The 17,900-nt window shown below is 73.4% G+C and carries 9 protein-coding genes; 2 read left to right on the top strand and 7 right to left on the bottom strand.

Going from position 1 to position 17,900, the window contains the following annotated elements:
- Window positions 1-276: 276 nt before the first annotated feature.
- A complete protein-coding gene (locus AMK19_RS17755; protein WP_073812796.1) occupies window positions 277-492 on the top strand; it encodes a hypothetical protein in 216 nt (71 codons plus the stop codon).
- A 51-nt stretch (window positions 493-543) separates the two neighbouring features.
- Window positions 544-1,899: a diaminopimelate decarboxylase gene (gene lysA / locus AMK19_RS17750; RefSeq protein ID WP_073812795.1), complete on the top strand. Its 1,356-nt coding sequence runs from the start codon at window positions 544-546 to the stop codon at window positions 1,897-1,899.
- Window positions 1,900-1,917: 18 nt separating this feature from the next.
- Here the strand turns inward: lysA and AMK19_RS17745 are convergent, their stop codons facing one another.
- From AMK19_RS17745 to AMK19_RS17715, 7 genes are all read right to left on the bottom strand, one after another.
- On the bottom strand, window positions 1,918-2,355 hold the full coding sequence (locus AMK19_RS17745; RefSeq protein WP_073812794.1) for a hypothetical protein: 438 nt from the start codon (window positions 2,353-2,355) through the stop codon (window positions 1,918-1,920).
- 170 nt (window positions 2,356-2,525) lie between these two features.
- The gene (locus AMK19_RS17740) at window positions 2,526-3,026 is read right to left on the bottom strand and encodes a peroxiredoxin (protein ID WP_073812793.1); all 501 of its coding nucleotides are present in this window, start codon (window positions 3,024-3,026) and stop codon (window positions 2,526-2,528) included.
- Window positions 2,989-4,185, bottom strand: coding sequence for a Rieske 2Fe-2S domain-containing protein (locus tag AMK19_RS17735; protein ID WP_073812791.1), 1,197 nt, complete (start codon window positions 4,183-4,185; stop codon window positions 2,989-2,991). Before AMK19_RS17735 ends, AMK19_RS17740 begins: the two co-directional genes overlap by 38 nt.
- 38 nt (window positions 4,186-4,223) lie before the next feature.
- A complete protein-coding gene (locus tag AMK19_RS17730; protein WP_073812790.1) occupies window positions 4,224-5,279 on the bottom strand; it encodes an MDR family NADP-dependent oxidoreductase in 1,056 nt (351 codons plus the stop codon).
- 13 nt (window positions 5,280-5,292) lie between these two features.
- The gene (locus AMK19_RS17725) at window positions 5,293-6,927 is read right to left on the bottom strand and encodes a phytoene desaturase family protein (RefSeq protein ID WP_073812788.1); all 1,635 of its coding nucleotides are present in this window, start codon (window positions 6,925-6,927) and stop codon (window positions 5,293-5,295) included.
- Between the two features lie 17 nt (window positions 6,928-6,944).
- Window positions 6,945-8,579, bottom strand: coding sequence for a phytoene desaturase family protein (locus AMK19_RS17720; RefSeq protein WP_241844453.1), 1,635 nt, complete (start codon window positions 8,577-8,579; stop codon window positions 6,945-6,947).
- Window positions 8,566-17,841, bottom strand: coding sequence for a hybrid non-ribosomal peptide synthetase/type I polyketide synthase (locus AMK19_RS17715; RefSeq protein ID WP_073812785.1), 9,276 nt, complete (start codon window positions 17,839-17,841; stop codon window positions 8,566-8,568). Before AMK19_RS17715 ends, AMK19_RS17720 begins: the two co-directional genes overlap by 14 nt.
- Window positions 17,842-17,900: the final 59 nt, after the last annotated feature.

Below are 17,900 nucleotides of genomic sequence, written 5' to 3'. Positions count from 1 at the left end.
GGACACGACGCGCCGCTCGCGGGCGCAGCAGTGACGCTATCCCCGCCCGCCGCCGCCCGCGGCACCTCCCTGATGCGTTCCTGATCGGGCGGGGTGCGATCCGTACGGCGCGTTGACGCGGCCCGGGGACCGGACGTCAACGTCCCGTCAGGGCAGACCCGATCGGTGTAGCCGCCGCGTCAAGAACCGGTGCGACCGGCCGACGGCGGGCGTGAACTGGAGGTACCGGCGGAACCCGTCCGAGGGTTCCCCCCGCCCCTTCCGAGGGATCACGCCATGACCGACCTGCAACTCGCCCCCGAAGCGCCCGCGGCCCCCGAAGCCCCCGCGGCCCCCGCACGCCCGGCCCGGATCGACGACGCGGCGCTCCGCCGCCTGCTGCGCGACTCCGTCCCCGACACCGGCACCGCCGCCGCCACCCGCCGGGAGCCCGAGCCGCCCCGCCGCCCCGCCGCCGGACACTGCCGCTTCACCCTGCACTACGAGGACTGACGGCACCCCGCAGCACCGCCCCTCCCCTCCGGACGCAGGAGAACCCCCGCGATGACCACCCTGTCCGACCGCCCGCAGCAGACCGCCGTCGCCCCGGCGCCCGTACCGCTCGGCAGCCCCTGGCCCGCGTCGGCCACGACCGGCCGCGACGGCGGCGAGCCGAGGCTCGGCGGCGTCGCCCTGCGGGAGGCCGCCGACCGCTTCGGGACCCCGCTGTACGTCCTCGACGAGGACGAGGTCCGCCGCCGCGCCCGCGCCTACCGCCGCGCCCTGCCGCACGCCGACGTGCTGTACGCCGCGAAGGCCTTCCTGTGCACGGCGATGGCCGACTGGATCGCCGAGGAGGGCCTCGGCCTGGACGTCTGCTCGGCCGGCGAACTGCGCCTGGCCGTCGCCGCGGGCTTCCCGCCCGAGCGGATCCTGCTGCACGGCAACGCCAAGTCCCCGGAGGAACTACGGCTGGCCCGCCGCCTGCGGGTCGGCCGGATCGTCGTCGACAACCTCGCCGAGATCCCCCGCCTGGCCGCCCTGACCGTCGCCGACACCCCGCAGCGCGTCCTGGTGCGCGTGCTGCCCGGTGTCGCGGCCGGGCACCACCGCGCCGTCCGGACGGGCGTCGACGGGCAGAAGTTCGGCTTCTCGATCGCCGCCGGCGAGGCCGCCGAGGCCGTCCGCCGCATCCTCGCCCAACCCGATCTCCGGCTGGCCGGCCTGCACTGCCACCTCGGCTCGCAGATCACCGACACCGGGCCCTACCTCGCCGCCCTCGACCGCCTGGTCGAGCTGCTCGCCCTCATCCGCGACCGGCACGGCGTCGAACTGCCCGAACTCGACCTCGGCGGCGGCCACGGCGTCCGCTACCTCCCCGGCGACCCGGAGCTCGACCCCGCCGCCTTCGCCGCCGCGATCACCGCCCACCTCGCCGCCCGCTGCGCCGAACTCGGCCTCGCCGAGCCGAAGTTGACGGTCGAACCGGGCCGGGCGATCGCCGCCCCGGCGGCCGTCGCCGTGTACCGGGTGCTGTCCGTGAAGCACACCGCCGACGGACGGTCCTTCGCCGCCGTCGACGGCGGCATGAGCGACAACCCCCGCCCCGCGCTCTACGGCTCCGCCTACACGGTCCGCGCGCTCGGCCGCCCCGACACCGCCCCGACCCGCCCGTTCGACGTGGTCGGCTGCCACTGCGAGGCCGGCGACGTCCTGGCCCGCGACGCCCCGCTCCCCGCCGACCTGCGCCCGGGCGACCTGCTGGCCGTCCCCGCCGCCGGCGCGTACCAGCTCTCGATGGCCTCCACCTACAACCACGTCGGCCGCCCGGCCGTCGCCGCCGTCCGCGACGGCCGCCTGCGCCTGCTGATCCGCCGGGAGACCGTCGACGACTTCCGCGCCCGCGAGGTCGGCCGCTGACCGGCCGGGGGGAAGACGTCAGCAGCCGTTGGTGATCTTCTTCTGCCCGACGTACAGGTAGCCGCTGGAGTTGATGCTGACGGTGATGACCGCCGTGCCCGAGGAGCTCGACGACCAGAGCGCCGACCCCGACTGGGTGTACAGCACGAAGTTGCCGTCCGTCTGGTAGGTGGCGTGGTGCGCGGCCGACCCGCTGGTGTTCGTCGCCCAGCACGCCCGGCGGCTGCCCCCGTCCCAGCGGTACTCGACGAGGTTGCCGTCCGACTGCAGCGTCAGCTCGAACCAGGTGCTGCCGCTGTTGTTGCTGACCACCGAGTCCCCGATGTTGAGGCTCTGGCCGCCCAGCAGACCCTGGGTGGTGTTCGCCGAGGCGGTGCCGGTCGCGCCGAGCACGGCCACCGCGGCCGCGGCGATCGCGACGGCGCCCTTGGCCGACTTCCGCATGGTTCCGTTCATCCGATGCCCCCTCCTGCGACCCGCCCGCCGCGCGGATCGGCGGCGGACGGGGACCAAGCTAACCGCCGGCACGTAACGGCGGGTGAACGCCGACCGTGATCCATCTCGCGTTTGGAACACCCGCGAAGGCGGACGGGCGTCGCCGGGCGGGCCGGACGGAAGCCAGGTGTTCAGTTTCGCGCCGCCGGAGAGGAGTTGAGCCGGGCGAGCTGTTCGAGCAGCGTGTCGGGTCGCCGAAACGTCAGACCGGCCAGCGCCACGTGCCGCCAGTGCACGGCCCCGCCGGCGTCGAGGACGAAGACGGAACGGCGCAGGCCGATTCCCGGGGCGGTGATGCCGTAGGCCTTGGCGACGGCCTCGCCCGCGTCGGTGAGCAGCGGCAGCCGCAGTCCGCGGCGGCGGGCGAAGCGTTCGTGGCTGTCGAGGTCCTGGCCGCTGATGCACCAGACGGTCGCGCCGATCCCGACGAACCGATCCAACTCGCTGTTGTACGAGCAGAGTTGGCGGGTGCAGACCGGCGTGTCGTCGCCGGGGTAGAAGGCCAGCACCAGCGGGCTGCCCTTGGCGTCGGAGAGGCGGTACTCGCGGCGGTGCGCGGTCTCGCCGTCGAAGTGCAGGCCGGGCAGGGCGAAGTCAGGGGCGGGCGTGCCCGGTTCGGGTGGTCTGGCCATTCTGGTGTCCTCCTTCGGGAACGACGGGAACGACGGAAACGGCGGGGGTGACGGAAACGGCGGGGGTGACGGGAACGACGGGGGCGACGGGGGCGAGCGGCGTGGCGGGCAGCGGGAGCGGCCCGGTGGAGACCGGCGGGTAGAACTGCCGCGACCAGCGCCGGAACGGGCCGATCGGGCCGTCCCCGGACGCCAGCCGCGGCCGGGCCAGGTACTGCTTGGTCGACCAGATCGGGAAGTCCGCGGCGGTGAACTCGCAGCTGAACCTGAACATCGGCCCGGCCAGCAGCCGGGTCACCGACCGGCTCACCGCCCGCGCCAGGCCCGGCGGCAGACTGGCCGGCTCGGTCACCAGGAAGCGGCTGGCCTGCCGGAACTGCATCCGGCCCGGCGCGGTCATGGCGGCCATCACCAGCGAGCACATCTTCAGACCGAGCGCGGGCGTGTGGATGTCGGTGTGCAGGCAGCTGAGGCCGTAGCCGTCGACCTCGATGTCGACCTGCCGCCGTCCGATCAGCGGGAACTGCTCCTGGACGCGCATCGAGACGTGGAAGGTGACGCCGTCGAAGGAGACGGGCGCCGCGAGTTCGCCCTGCGACCAGCCGTGCAGGGTCTGGAAGTGCCCGACGTCCACGGCGTTCTCCATGACGTCCTGCGCGTAGCCGGCCATCTCCCAGGCGGCGTGCCGGGCGGGCAGGTTCCCGAGGGTGTGCCAGGCGGGGATCTCCCAGTCCGGTTCGCGGCCGTCGTGGTGCCGCCAGACGAAGACGGCGTCGTTGACCTCGCGCACCGGCAGCTGCGTCAGCGCGGCCTTGGGCGGCGGGGTGCCGTAGCCGGTGCGCACGCAGCGGCCGTCGGGGCCGAAGGCGAAGCGGTGGAACGGGCAGACCAGGTCGTTGCCGTCGAGTTCGGCGAGGCCGAGGTGGGCGCCCAGGTGCGGGCAGTACGGGCGGATCGCGCGGATGCGGCCGTCGCGCTGCCGGTACAGCACCACGTCCTCCCCGGCGAGTTGACGGGTCAGCACGGTGCCGGGCCGGAGCTCCGCGCCGAACGCGAGCGCCGCCCAGCCGTCGGGGTAGGGCAGGGCGGGCGGCAGCGCGGTGTCCCCGGGGGTCGGGCCCCGAGTGATGACCTGTCCGAACTTCCGGGACGGTCGCACGGTTACTCCTGTCGGTTGCACACGTCGGTCGGTACGGCTCAGAGCTCGACGACGACCTTGCCCCGGTTGCGGGAGCGGTCGGTGCCGAACAGGCTGCGGTAGGCGGTGGGGACGGCGTCGAAGCCGCGGTGGACGGTCTGCCGGTAGAAGATCTCCCCGCTGCGGACCAGGCCGCCGACCTCCTCGCGGAGCGCCGCCCAGTTGGGCTCGGTGAACCACTCGGGCGCGAAGATGCCGCGGATGGTGGTGCGCGGGAACAGGATGTACGGCAGCAGCCGGGGCCCGGTGTGGTCGTTGCCGACCTGGGTGGCCCACTGCCAGCACACCGCGACCTCGCTGTGCACGTTCAGCAGGGCGAACGCCGCGTCGGTGACGGCCCCGCCGAGGTTGTCGAGGTACCGGTCGATGCCGTCGGGCGCGGCCTTGCCCAGCAGCTCGCCGACCAGCTCGGGGTCGTCGCCGTGCCGGTAGACCAGCGGCTCGATGCCCAGGTCGGCCAGGTAGTCGGCCTTCTGCTCGGAGCTGGTGGTGCCGAGGACGCGGGCCCCGGCCCGCACCGCGAGCTGCCCGAACAGCGAGCCGACCGCGCCGGTCGCGCCGCTGATCAGCACGGTGTGACCGGGGCGGACGGTCATGAACTTGGTCAGCGTGCCCCAGGCGGTCATGCCCGGGCTGCCGAGGATGCCCAGCGCGGTGCTCACCGGCAGTGCCTCGTCGTAGTGCGCGGGGTCGAGCCGCCGGTACTCCGGGAAGATCATCGGGAAGGTCCCGGTCTGCCACGGCCGGGCCTCCCCGGTGCCGATCAGGTGGGTGCACCACCCGCCGTAGCCCTGCACCAGGTCGCCGACCGCGAACCGGGCACGCGGTCCGGCCGCCAGCACCTCCATGACGGCGTCGCCGCCCATCAGGTCGCCGAGCGGGGTGTCGAGGGTGATGCCCTGGAGGTACGGGTCGAGCGAGAGGTAGCGGGTGCGGAACAGCATCTCCTCGTCCCCGAGGGCGACTTCGACCTCCTCGACCACCTTCCGGTACACCCGGTCGACGTCGGGCACTCCGTCGAGGTGTTCCTGGACGACCCACTTGGCGATCTGCACAGTGCTGCTCTCCTCAACGGCCTACGGGAACGACGAGATGGGTGGGCGGCGGCGCGTTGCGGTCGATCTCGGCCCGGAACTCCCGCGCGTCGTCGCGGCAGATGAACTGCATGACGTGGCGGCCGGCCGCGGCGGCCCGGATCAGGCCGCCGGTGGTCGCCCACACCCCGGACAGGTAGAAGTTCCGCAGGCCCGGCAGGGTCGGGCCGTTGCGCTTCATCTCCTCCTCCAGCGTCTCGCCGCTGGTGACGAACGGCTGCCAGCCGAGCACCGTGCCGTCGTAGTTGCCGGTGTAGCGGACCTGGGTGAGCGGGGTGGAGACGTCCTTGACCGCCACGGCCGACTTCAGGCCCGGGTAGCGCTGGTCGAGGAAGTCCACGATGGTGTCCCGAGCCTGGCGCTTGGCGGTCTGGTAGGCGCGGCCGCGCCCGGTGGGCAGGGTGTGCAGCTCCTCGCCGCGGCGCATCCGGCTCTGCTGCTCCGGGCCGTTGCTCAGGGCCCGCCAGGGGGCGATGTCGCAGAAGTAGCTGGCGTAGACCACCGTCGAGTCGGCGGGCGACAGTTCGGGGTAGTGCCGGCTGCGGAACTGCACGTTGATGCTGGGGTGGCGGATGCCGGTCAGCGCGGCGGCCCGTTCCTCGTCCAGCAGGTAGGTGGTGCAGGGCTCGCCCGCGAGGAAGGGGCGGCGCAGGCCGAGGAAGACGGTGACGTAGCCGGGGAAGACCATGCCGGGCTGCTTGATGGTGCTGGTGTACAACTCCCGGTAGGTGTCGCCGAGATAGCGCCCCTTGAGGAAGTCCATCAAGGTGGTGCGCCCGTCGGCGGCCGAGACCACGATGTCGGCGCGCAGCTCGCGCCCGTCGCTGAGCCGCACGCCGACCGCCCGGTCCTCCTCGACGATCACCTCCGTCACCTTGGCGTTGTAGTGCACCTCGCCGCCGAGCCGCCGGTAGCGCTGCTCGATCGAGTGGGCCAGGCCCAGCGAGCCGCCCTCGGGGACACCCGCGGAAAGGTCGGCGTGGCAGGCGAGTTGGAAGTAGAACGGCAGCACCGGGAAGGCCGGGTGGCGCTCGTACAGGATGTAGTTGAACGCCTCCTTCAGCAGCGGGTGGCGGAACTTCGCCGAGTAGTCCGTCATCAGGGTGCCGATGGAGCGCCGGATCACGTTGAAGTACGGCAGGAAGCCGGCCAGCATCCGCCACCGCTCCACCGTGCCCATCAGCCCGACCGGCTTGAGGAAGGGGTAACTCGCCAGGCACGCACGGAACTTGCGCAGGCCGGCGCAGAACTGGCGGATCGTCCTGGCGTCCTCGGGGGAGATGCCGAGCAGGTGCGCCTCCAGCCGGTCCGGGTCGGAGTAGAAGTACACCTCGCCGTGGGCGGTGCGGACGATGTTGAAGACGTCGAAGTGGCGCATCTGCTTGCCCTGCAGCGCGCCGAGTTCGAGCCAGATCTGGTGCATCTCGTTGCCCGGCCCGCAGCCGAGCAGCCAGCTGATGCAGCAGTCGAAGGTGAAGTCGCCGCGGTCCCAGCCGGTGCAGCAGCCGCCCGGGATCTCGTGCATCTCGACGATCGTGCTGCGGTAGCCGTTCATCTGCGCGTAGCAGCCGGTGGACAGTCCGCCCAGGCCCGCGCCGATGACGATCATGGTCTCTCTGCGTTCCGTCATGCCGACGTGCTCCAGCGGGCGAGTTGGGGCAGGTGTCCGAGCTTGCCGGGGTGCCACGGGTCCTGGTCCTCGCTCTCCCAGGCCCGGAACTCCAGGCCCAGTTCCTCGCACAGGTACTGGACGGCGAACCGTCCGCTGGAGGCCGCGCGGATCAGGCCGCCGAGGCTGGCCCAGTGGCCGGCCATCGAGAAGCCGCTCAGCCCGGGCAGCCGCATCCGGTCCCGGTTGATCAGCTTGGTGACCAGGTCGTCGGCGCCGGAGAACGCCTTCCAGGCCAGGATGCTGCCGTAGCTGTTGCCGGTGTAGCGCTCCATGGTGGCCGGGGTGGCGACCTCGATCAGGTCGATCCGCGCGCCGAGGCCCGGGTGGCGCCGCTCCAGGAAGGCCCGGACGACGTCCGCGGCGCGCTGCTTGTGCGCCCGGTACTCCTTGCGGTCCCGGCCGCGCAGCGCCTTCCAGTAGTCGTAGTCGCTGAAGTACGTGCAGTGGATCACCGACTTGCCGGGCGGGGCGAAGCCGTCCGAGTAGCGCGAGCGCTGCTGCACCACCAGGCTGCCCTGGAGCACGCCGGGCAGCTCGGCGGCCTGCTCGTCGGGCAGCAGGTACGTGGTGCAGTGCGGGTCGTCGGCGTCGAGTTCGCCGTCGATGCCGAGGAAGACCGAGACCACCGCGGGGAACAGCGTGCCCGGCTGGTGCAGCACCTCCTGGTAGAGCCGGTCGATCCGCGGGCCGGTGTAACGCCCTTCCAGCAGGCGGTAGATGGTGGTCCGGCCGTCGGCGGCGGAGACCACGTGGTCGGCGTAGTGCCGCTCGCCGTTCTTGAGCTCCACGCCGATCGCGCGGCCGTCCTCGACCAGCACCCGCTCGACCCGGGCGCGGTAGTCGATCCGGCCGCCCAGCGAGGTGTAGCGGTGCTCGACCGAGCGCGCCAGGCCGAGCGAACCCCCTTGCGGGAAACCGGCGTTGAGGTTGCGGGCGGCGGCCATGCTGTACAGGTAGGGCAGCAGCGGGAAGCCGTCCGGGTCCTGGAAGAGGATGTTGCGGAACGCCTGGCGCAGCAGCGGGTCCTGGAAGCGGTCGGCGAAGGTGTTGAGCGGGGTCGCGGCCGTCCGCCACAGCAGCCGGAACGAGGGCAGCAGCGCCCGCGCCGTGGCGAGCTTCTCCCGGGGCGTCTTGAGCGCGGACGGCTTGAGGAACGGGTGCAGGTCGAGCGTGGCGAAGCGCCGCAGGTCCCGGCAGAACGCGCGGATCGGCGCGGCGTCGGCGGGCGAGAGCTCCAGCAGGTGGCGCTCCAGCCGGTCGGGGTCGTTGTAGAAGCTCACCTCCCGGCCGTGCTGGTCGACGACCCGGTTGAACAGCTCGAAGTTGGTGATGGTCTTGCCGTCCAGGGCGCCGAGTTCGCGCCAGATCCGGTTGGCGTCGTTGCCGGGGGCGGTGCCGATCAGCCAGTCGATGCAGTAGTCGAACAGGTAGCCCTGGCGGGACCAGGCGGTGCAGCAGCCGCCCGGCAGGACGTGCTTCTCGAAGATCCTGGTCCGCATCCCGCTCATCTGGCCGTAGCAGCCGGTGGCGAGCCCGCCGAGCCCGGCCCCGATGACGATGACCCGGGGTCCGTCCTCACTCTGCGGCACCGGTCGCACCTCCCGTCAGGATGCCGCGGGTCAGCTCGGCGTTGCGGGCGGCGAAGTCCCGGTCGAGCATCTCGGCGTGACTGCCGAAGCCGCGGAACACCGTCGTCCGGGTGGTCGAACTGCCGTGCCAGGTGCCCTGGTTGCCGACCGCGTAGAACGGCGCCTTCTCCTGGTCGGAGATCACCGAGATCAGGCTGCGGACGGAGCCGAGGTTCGGGGTGCGGCTGCAGAAGTGCAGGTACTCCCGGGCCTGGCTGAGGGTCTCCTCGGCGACCAGGTCGGACCCGGTGTGCCGCAGCAGGTGCTCGCGCAGCTCCCGCTCGAAGGCGTCGAGGTGCTCGGGCCGGAGGTCGAACGCCTCGGTGATCCGGTAGGAGTCCACGATCAGCACGTGCGGCACCTGGTGCGAGCGGCGCTCCAGCTCCTTGGCCACCTCGAAGGCGAGGTTGCCGCCGAGCGAGTATCCGAGCAGGGTGTACGGGCCCTGCTCCGGGAACGACTCGATCAGGTCGGCGTAGCGCGCCACCTTGTCGTCCCCGGTCAGGTAGTTGAACGCGACGAACCGGTACTCCGGCAGGTGCGCCGCGATCTGCCGGTACACCAGGCCGTGACCGCCGGCCGGCGGGAAGCAGAACACCGTCCCGCCCGCGCCGTCCTCGGCGTTGAAGCTCAGGTACGGCTGGGCGCCGGCGATCCGGCCGGTGATGACGTGTTCCAGCGTCCGGGCCATGCCGCGCAGCGTGGTGGACTCGAACAGCAGGCTGACCGGGATGGAGACGTTGAATTCGGCCCGCAGGTGGTGGATCAGCTCGATCAGCTTGATCGAGCTGCCGCCCGCCTCGAAGAAGTCGTGCTGCAGGCCGACCGCCTCCACCCCGAGCAGGGACTTCCAGTGCTCGGCCATCCGCAGCTCGAACAGCGTCGTCGGCGGTTCGGGTTCGCCGTCGCCCGGGTCGAACCGGGGCGAGGGCAGCGCGGCGGTGTCCACCTTGCCGTTCGGGGTCAGCGGCAGCGCGGGCAGCTCGGTGAGGTGCGAGGGCGTCATGTACGCGGGCAGCCGGTCGGCGAGGTGCCGGCGCAGCGCGCGCGGGTCGAGCTCGGCGCCCCGCTCGGGGACGTAGTAGGCGCACAGCACGCCGCCGCCGTCGTCGACCTGGCGGACCGTCACCGCGCACTGGGCGACGCCGGGCAGCGCGGCGAGCTGGGTCTCGATCTCGCCGGGCTCGATGCGGTGGCCGCGCACCTTGACCTGGTTGTCGGCCCGCCCGAGCAGCCGCACCGTGCCGTCGGCCGCCCAGTGGGCCAGGTCGCCGGTGCGGTACAGGCGGACCTCCCGGCCGTCGAGGGTGCGGTGGGTGAAGCGCTCGGCGGTCTGCTCCGGGTCGCCGACGTAGCAGTCGGCCACCCCGGCACCGCCGACCCACAGCTCGCCGGCCACGCCGGGCGGCACGGGCTCGCCGTGCGCGTCCAGCACGTACAGCGCGCTGTTCGGGAACGGCCGCCCGATCGGCACCATCCGGCCGGGCTCCATGCCCTCGGCCGGGCCCTCGAACCAGGCGCTGTCGATGGTCGCCTCGGTCAGCCCGTAGGAGTTGACCAGCCGGGTGCCGGGGCCGCACAGCGCGTGCAGGCGGCGGTGCTCCTCGACCTTCCAGGCGTCCGAGCCGACGATCAGCAGGCGCATGAACTCCAGCCGGTGGCCCTCGCGTTCGCAGTGCGCGAGCAGGCCGCGGGCGACCGCCGGGACGAACTCGGCGCAGTCGACGCGCTCCTGCACCATCGTCCGGTGGAGCCGGGCGGTGTCGAACAGCAGGTCGCGGTCGACCAGCACCAGGTTGCCGCCGGAGCACAGGGCGCGCACCACGTCGCCGGTGAAGACGTCGAAGGACTGGGCGGCCATCTGGAGGTGCACCCGGACCTCGCTGTCCAGGCGGTACTCGGAGCGCCAACCGGCGTACACCGAGGCCAGGTTGCGGTGGGTGACGCGGACGGCCTTGGGGCGGCCGGTGGAGCCGGAGGTGTGGATGACGTACGCGGCCGCGTCCAGGCCGACGGCGCTCTCGGGGTCCCGGCTGCCGGGGGAGCGGTCGAGTTCGTCGACGGTCAGCACCTGGGGGGCGAGCTCGGCCAGGTCGGGCCGGGGGCGGTCGGTGAGCAGCAGCGCCGCGTCGGCGTTGGACGTCAGGTAGGCGAGCCGGTCGACCGGGTGCTCCGGGTCCAGCGGCAGGTAGGCGCCGCCGGCGCGGAGCACCGCCAGCAGGGCGACGATCAGCTCGGGCGACTTGTCGAGGCAGAGCGCCACCACCGAGCCCGGCCGGACGCCGAGTTCGCGCAGCTGCCCGGCGGCCCGGCGGCTGCGGCGGTCGAGCTCGCCGTAGCTCAGCCGGCGGGCGGTGCCGTCGGCGGCGGGCAGGGTCACGGCGACGTCCTCGGGCCGCTCGGCGGCGACCCGGGCGATCAGCTCGTGCACCGGCGCTTCGGCGGGCTCGGTGCGGCCCGCGCCGCTCCACTGCTCCAGCAGCCGGCGCTGCTCCTCGGCGTCGAGCAGCGGCAGCCGGTCCGCGGGCTGCTCGCCGGGGGCGCGGGTGAGGGCGTCCAGCAGGTTGCGGTAGTGCCCGGCCATCCGCTTCATCGTCGCGGGCTCGAACAGGTCGGTGTTGTACTTGAAGACGCAGTGGTAGCAGTTGTCCGCACGGTCCTGGTAACTGGACAGCGTGATGTCGAACTGCCCCTCCTCCTCCGGGAGTTCGATGTAGTCCAGGTGGTAGCCGTACTTGTCGGTGGCGACCTTGTGGGTGAGCAGGATGAACATCGCCTGGAAGACCGCCGAGCGGCTCGGGTCGCGCTGCAGCCCGAGCTGCTCGACCAGCAGCACGAACGGGTACTCCTGGTTGTCCAGGCCGCCCAGCACGGTGTCGCGGACCCGCGCCAGCAGGCCGGCCACCGTCGGCCGGTCGGCCAGCCCGACGTGCAGCGGCAGTGGGTTGACGAAGTAGCCGTACACCGAGCCGAACTCCTCGCGGGTGCGGCCGGTGACGGGGCTGCCGACGATGATGTCGTCCTGCCCGGAGTAGCGGTGCAGCAGCAGGTAGTACGCGCTGAGCAGCACCATGAACGGCGTGACGTCGTGCTCGCGTGCCAACTCCTGTACCCGGGAGCTGAGTTCATCGTCCAGCCGGAAGAACTCGGACGCCCCGTTGTGGGTCTGCACGGACGGGCGGGGCTTGTCGGTGGGCAGGCCCAGCACCGGCGTCTCGGCCGGCAGGTGGGCGCGCCAGTACTCCAGCATCCGGCCCGCGTCCGGCCCGGCGAGCAGCCGGTTCTGCCAGTTGAGGAAGTCGAGGTAGCGGGAGGGCACCGGCGGAAGCTCCACCGGGCGGCCGTGCCGCCGGCCCTCGTACAGGGTGAACAGCTCGTCGATGAAGGTGAAGGTGGAGATCGCGTCGGAGACGATGTGGTGCACCGCCTTCATGATCACCCAGCGGTCCGGCCCGCGCTTGAACAGCCGCAGCCGCACCAGTGGGTCCCTCTCCAGGTCGTACGGCTTGCGGTACTCCTGGACGATCATGTCGTGGATCTCGTCCCACGGGCGGTCCTGGACGTCGAACCAGCCGGTGTCCGGGCGCGCGTCGGGCGAGATGGTCTGGACGGCCTGCCCGTCCTCCAGCACGAAGTTGGCCCGCAGGCAGGGGTGGCGCTCCAGCAGCACCCGGAAGGCGTCGAACATCAGCTCCGGGTCGAGTTCGGTGCGGATCTCGACGGCGCCGCCGATGTTGTACGCGAAGGCGTCCGGGTTGAGGTGCTTGAGGAACCACAGTGCCTTCTGGTTGTGCGTCAGCGGGTAGCGGTCCTCGTCGGTGTGCGCCTCCACCTCCGCCTCCGGCACCGGCCCGTCGGCCGCCGACTCCAGCAGGCCGGTGTGCACCCGCCCGATCAGCTCGTCCAGCGGATCGCCGCTCAGCAGCGTCACGACCGGCAGCGCGACGCCCAGTTCGGCGTGGACGCGGGCGCGCAGCTCCATCGCGAGCAGCGAGTCCAGGCCGAGGCTGTTCAGGCCCGCCGCCGGGTCGATCCGCTCCGGCTTGGCCCGCAGCACGTGCGCCACCAGCTCGGTGAAACGCTCGGCCACCAGCGGCCGGCGCGCCTCCGGGGCGGCGGCCCGGAACGCGGCCGCGAAACCGCCCGTCGGCGCGCTCTGCGGCGTCTCGGCGGCCGCCGCCAGCTCGGCCACCAGCGCCGGCGGCGAGGCGTACCACGCCTGGAACACCGGCCAGTCGACGACGGTGGCGACCAGCAGCTGCGCCCGGTCCTGGCCGATCACCCGCTCCAGCACGGCCATGCCCGCCGCCGGCGGCAGCGAACTCATGCCGCGTGCCTCGCGGTAGTGCCCCACCAGCCCGAGCTCCTCGATCATGCCGGTCGCCCAGGGCCCCCAGTCGATGCTGAGCGCGGGCAGCCCGAGCGCCCGGCGGTGGTGCGCCAGCGCGTCCAGGAAGGCGTTGCCCGCCGCGTAGTTGGTCTGCCCGGCGGTGGTCAGCAGCGAGGCGATGGACGCGAACAGCACGAAGTGGTCGAGCGGCTCCTCGCGCAGCTGCCGGTGCAGGATGTGCGCGCCGAGCACCTTCGGCTCCCACGCCGCGTCGAACACCTCCCGCTCCAGCTCCGGCACCAGCGCGTCCCTGACCTGCCCGGCGAGGTGGAACACCCCTCGCACGGGCGGGAGTTGGCGACGCCGGTGGTCGGCCAGCCAGCTGCCGAGGGCGGCCTCGTCGGTGATGTCCAGCGGCACCGGGACGGGGTGTGCGCCCAGCGCCTCCAGTTCGCGCAGGAACGCCACCCGGCGGCCCGCCGGGGAGCCGGGGTCGACCTCGGCCCACTGCTCACGGGCGGGCAGCGCGGTGCGCCCGACCAGGATCAGCCGGCGCGCGCCCCGCTTGACCAGCGTGCGGCACAGCAGCCGGCCGAGGGCGCCGAACGCGCCCGTCACCAGGTAGCTGCCGTCGGCGCGCAGCCGCAGCGGCAGCGGCCTGGTCAGGTCGGCGGGCCGGCGCAGCACACAGGTGCGGCGCAGCGCGCCGCGGAGCGCGACCTCCTCCACGTCGGCGACCGCCAGCTCCCGCAGCAGCGCGGCGGCCTCCTCACGGTGCTCGGGCACCGGCCCCAGGTCGATCAACTTGCCGCGCTGGGCGACGAGTTCCTGCTGCCACAGGACCCGTCCGATGCCCCAGGCGGGTGCGCCCAGCGGCTCCACCGGGTCGCCCGCGACGACGGCCTGGACGCCGCGGGTGACGATGTGCAGCCGGCCGTTCGGCCGGGCGGCGGGCAGCACCTGGGCGAGGGTGATCAGCGACCAGCCGCCGCGGGTGCCGCACTGCTCCAACTGCTCGCGGTCGGCGGCGTCCAGGGCCGGCAGATCCAGGTTCCACAGGTGCAGGACGGTGGCGAAGTCCTCGTCGAGTTCGTCGAACAGCTTGCGCAGGTCGGCGGCCTCGCCGGGGCGGACGGTCGAGGCGTCCTCGCCGTACCGGTACTCGGTGCCGGGGCGGACCAGGTGGCAGCGGCCGCCGCGCCCGCGGACCTGCGCGGCGAGCTCCTCGGCGAGGCCGCCCGCGTCGGCGAGCACCACCAGCCGCTCCGGCGCCGGAGCTTCGGGGGCCTCCAACTCCCGGTCGATCCAGGTGGGTTCGGCCAGCCAGCCGTCGATGGCGGCCAGGCCCACGGAGGCCGCGGCGCCCTCGACGCCGGCCGCCCGGAAGCCGGTGACGCGGCCCAGCAGGGCGCCGTCATCGGCGTGCAGGGCGAGGTCGCCGATCAGCTCGTCGCCGTCCTCGGCGGTGACGGTCGCGTGCACCCAGAACGGCCGGTCGGCGATCCGGTCGAGGCCGACCTCGGCGATCGACAGGGGCAGTCGGATGCCGTGGGACTGCTCCTCCCGGTCGAGGAGCTGGGGCGTCAGCAGGGCCTGGAAGCAGGCGTCCAGCAGGGTCGGGTGGACGTGCGCGGCGTCCGCGTCCACCGGGCGCGGGTCGTCGGCCGGGCTGATCCGCGCCAGCGCCTCCCCGGGCCCGATCCAGACCTCCTCGATGCGCTGGAACGCCGGGCCGTACCCGTAGCCGAGCTCGGCGAGCTCCCGGTAGCAGTCGGCCCCCGCGAGCCGCCGCCGGGCGCGGGCCCGGACCGCCTCCAGGTCGGGCGCGGGGCCGGAGCCGCGGCGCTGGTCGGTGCGGACCACGCCGGTCGCGTGGACGGTGCGCTCGGCGCCGACGGAGGCGATCGAGAACGTCACGCCGTCGGAGTCGAAGCCCAGTTGGACGGTCGGCGGCTGCGACTCGGAGAGGAACAGCGCCTTGGCCAGTTCGATGTCGGCCAGCACCGCCCGGTCGGCGCCGGTCTGCGCCCGCACCGCCTGCACGGCCATCTCCAGGTAGCCGGCCGCCGGGAACACCGCGGCGTCCTCGATCCGGTGGTCGGCCAGGTAGGGCAGCCGCTCCAGGTCGAGCTGGACCTCCCAGGTGGGCCGGACGTTCGCGGTGCGGCGGCCCAGCAGCGGGTGGTCGAGCCGCCCGAGCCGGACCTGCTGCACCGGCGCGGGCTCCACCCAGTACCGGTCGCGCTTGAACGGGTAGCCCGGCAGCGGCACCGTGGCGCCGCCCGGCTGCAGCGTGAGCCAGTCCAACTCGACGCCCAGGTTGTGCAGTTCGGCCAGCGACCGGGCGATGCGTTCGGGCTCGTCCTCCTCGCGGCGGATCGACGGCACCGTCCAGCCCGCGGTGTCCCGGGCGTCCAGGCACTCGCGGATCGCGTGGCCGAGGACGGGGTGCGGGCCGATCTCCAGGAACAGCTGGTGGCCGTCGTCGACCAGCAGGTCCACGGCGTCGCGGAACCGCACCGCCTCGCGGACGTTGCGCCACCAGTAGTCGGCGTCCAGCTCGGTGCCCTGCGCGCGGCCCTCGCGGGCCGTCAGGTACAGCGGGACGTCGGCCGGGCGCGGCTTCAAGTCGGCCAGCGCGTCGAGCAGTTCGTCCCGGATCGGGTCCATCCGCACGCTGTGGTACGGCACCTGGACGGGCAGGAAGCGGGCGAAGACCTGCTCGCGTTCGAGTTCCGCGGCGAGCTGCCCGAGGACGTCGCGGTCGCCGGAGAGCGTCACGGAGGACGGGCTGTTGACGGCGGCCACCGACACCCGGTCCTGCCAGGGGCGGATGCGGCGGGCGGCCGCCACCTCGGTCAGGCCGACGGCGAGCATCGCGCCGGTGCCGGCCAGCCGGTGCTGGAGGCGGCTGCGGTGCAGCATCACGGTGACCGCGTCGGCGAGGTCGTGCACCCCGGCCTCGTGGAAGGCGGCGGCCTCGCCGGTGGAGTGCCCGACGACGGCGTCGGGGCGCACCCCGTAGCTGCGCCACAGGGCGGCCAGGCCGATCTGCACGGCGAAGTTGGCGGGCTGCGCGAGCCAGGTCTCGGCCATCCGCGACTCGGCCTCGGGGCGGCCCATCTCCTCCAGCAGCGACCAGCCGGCCTGGCGGCGGATCTCGGCGTCGCAGCGCTCCACGGCCGCGCGGTAGACCGGCTCGGTCTCCAGCAGGCCGCGGCCCATGCCCCACCACTGCGGGCCCATGCCGGTGAACACCCACACCAGGCGGCGCTGGGCGCGGTCCTGGCTGCGGCCGGTCAGCACCCGGGGGTGCGGCTCGCCCTTCGCGTGGGCGGCGAGCGCCTCGTCCAGCGACTCGGGCGAATCCGGCCGGTAGACCACGGACAGCCGGTGCTCGTGGTGCTCGCGGCGGTGCGCCAGGGTGTGGCCGAGGTCGGCCGGCGACGGGCCGTCGGCGGCGGCGAGCTCCTGCCGGACGCCGGCGGCGAGTTCGGGCAGCCCGGCCGGGTCGCGGGTGCTGAGCGGCAGGACGGTGCAGGCGGGCACCCGCGCGGGCGGGGCGGCGGCCGGGCGGACCGGGGCCTCCTCCAGCAGCACGTGGGCGTTGGTGCCGCCGAAGCCGAAGGAGTTGACGCCCGCGCGGGCCGGGCCGGTGTGCGCGGGCCAGTCCACCGCGCGGGTCGGGACCTCGAACGGCAGCGCGGCCCAGTCGACGGCGTCGGTGGGCCGCTCCAGGTTGATGTGCGGCGGGATCCGGCGGTGCTTGAGCGCGAGCACCGTCTTGATCAGCCCGGCGATGCCGGCGGCGGCCTCGGTGTGCCCGATGTTGGTCTTGACCGAGCCGACGTAGCAGCGGTCGCCCGGCTGCCGGCCGTCGGCGAGGACCCGTCCCAGCGCCTTCGCCTCGATCGGGTCGCCGACCGGGGTGGAGGTGCCGTGCGCCTCCACGTACTGCAGGCTGCCCGGCGCGATGCCCGCCTCCGAGCAGACCCGGCGGACCAGGGTGACCTGGGCGTCCGGGTTGGGCACGGTGATGCCGTCGGTGCGGCCGTCCTGGTTGACGCCGGAGCCGAGCACCACCGCGTGGATCGGGTCGCCGTCGCGCAGCGCGTCGGAGAGGCGCTTGAGCGCCACCACGCCGACGCCCTCGGCGCGGACGTAGCCGTCGGCGGTGGCGTCGAAGGCGCGCGAGCGGCCCTCGGCGGACAGGAAGCCGCCCTTGGTCTCGGCGATCGTGTACTGCGGCGCCAGGTGCAGCAAGGTGCCGCCGGCCAGGGCGAGTTCGGTCTCGCCGCGGAGCAGGCTCTGGCGGGCCAGGTGCAGTGCGACCAGGGACGAGCTGCAGGCGGTGTCGATCGAGACGCTGGGGCCGCGGAAGTCGAAGCAGTGCGAGATGCGGTTCGACACCATCGTCATCATGGTGCCGGTCGCGGTGTGCGCGGCGATGGTGTCGAACGTCAGGTCGGCGAACTGGAGGATCTTGTAGTCCAGGGTGAACGCGCCGACGTAGACGCCGACTTCGCGTCCGGCGAGCCGGCTGGGCAGCTGGCCGCCGTCCTCCAGCGCCTCCCAGGCGACCTCCAGCAGTTTGCGCTGCTGCGGGTCCATGTGCTCGGCCTCGCGCGGGCTGATGCCGAAGAACTCCGGGTCGAACTCGTCGATGCCGTCGATGTATCCGCCGCGTCCGCCGATCAGGCGGCCCGGTTTCGCGCGGTCCCGGCTGCCGAGGGTGGCGGTGTCGTAGCGGTCGGCCGGGGTCGGCACGATGCAGTCGCGGCCCTCGATCAGGTTGCGCCAGAAGCTCCGGTGGTCGCGGACGCCGCCGGGAAACCGGCAGCCGATGCCGATGATCGCGATCCGGTCCTGGGTGTCGTGTGGCGAGTCCGTCATTGTCCGATCCGTGTGTCGTGGCGCCCCGGGGCCGGGACGGGGTGGGCGGTGGGCAAGGA

The organism is Kitasatospora sp. CB01950 (genome assembly GCF_001905465.1).
Taxonomy (GTDB): domain Bacteria; phylum Actinomycetota; class Actinomycetes; order Streptomycetales; family Streptomycetaceae; genus Kitasatospora.
Note: the sequence above shows the minus strand (reverse complement) of the source record. Positions and strands in the feature narration are given on the sequence as shown.

Excerpts from the sequence above, each read along its gene's own strand:
- AMK19_RS17725 (WP_073812788.1), bottom strand. The coding sequence starts at position 6,927 with ATGATCGTCATCGGCGCGGGCCTGGGCGGACTGTCCACCGGCTGCTAC.
- AMK19_RS17755 (WP_073812796.1), top strand. The coding sequence starts at position 277 with ATGACCGACCTGCAACTCGCCCCCGAAGCGCCCGCGGCCCCCGAAGCC.
- AMK19_RS17745 (WP_073812794.1), bottom strand. The coding sequence starts at position 2,355 with ATGAACGGAACCATGCGGAAGTCGGCCAAGGGCGCCGTCGCGATCGCC.
- lysA (WP_073812795.1), top strand. The coding sequence starts at position 544 with ATGACCACCCTGTCCGACCGCCCGCAGCAGACCGCCGTCGCCCCGGCG.
- AMK19_RS17740 (WP_073812793.1), bottom strand. The coding sequence starts at position 3,026 with ATGGCCAGACCACCCGAACCGGGCACGCCCGCCCCTGACTTCGCCCTG.
- AMK19_RS17715 (WP_073812785.1), bottom strand. The coding sequence starts at position 17,841 with ATGACGGACTCGCCACACGACACCCAGGACCGGATCGCGATCATCGGC.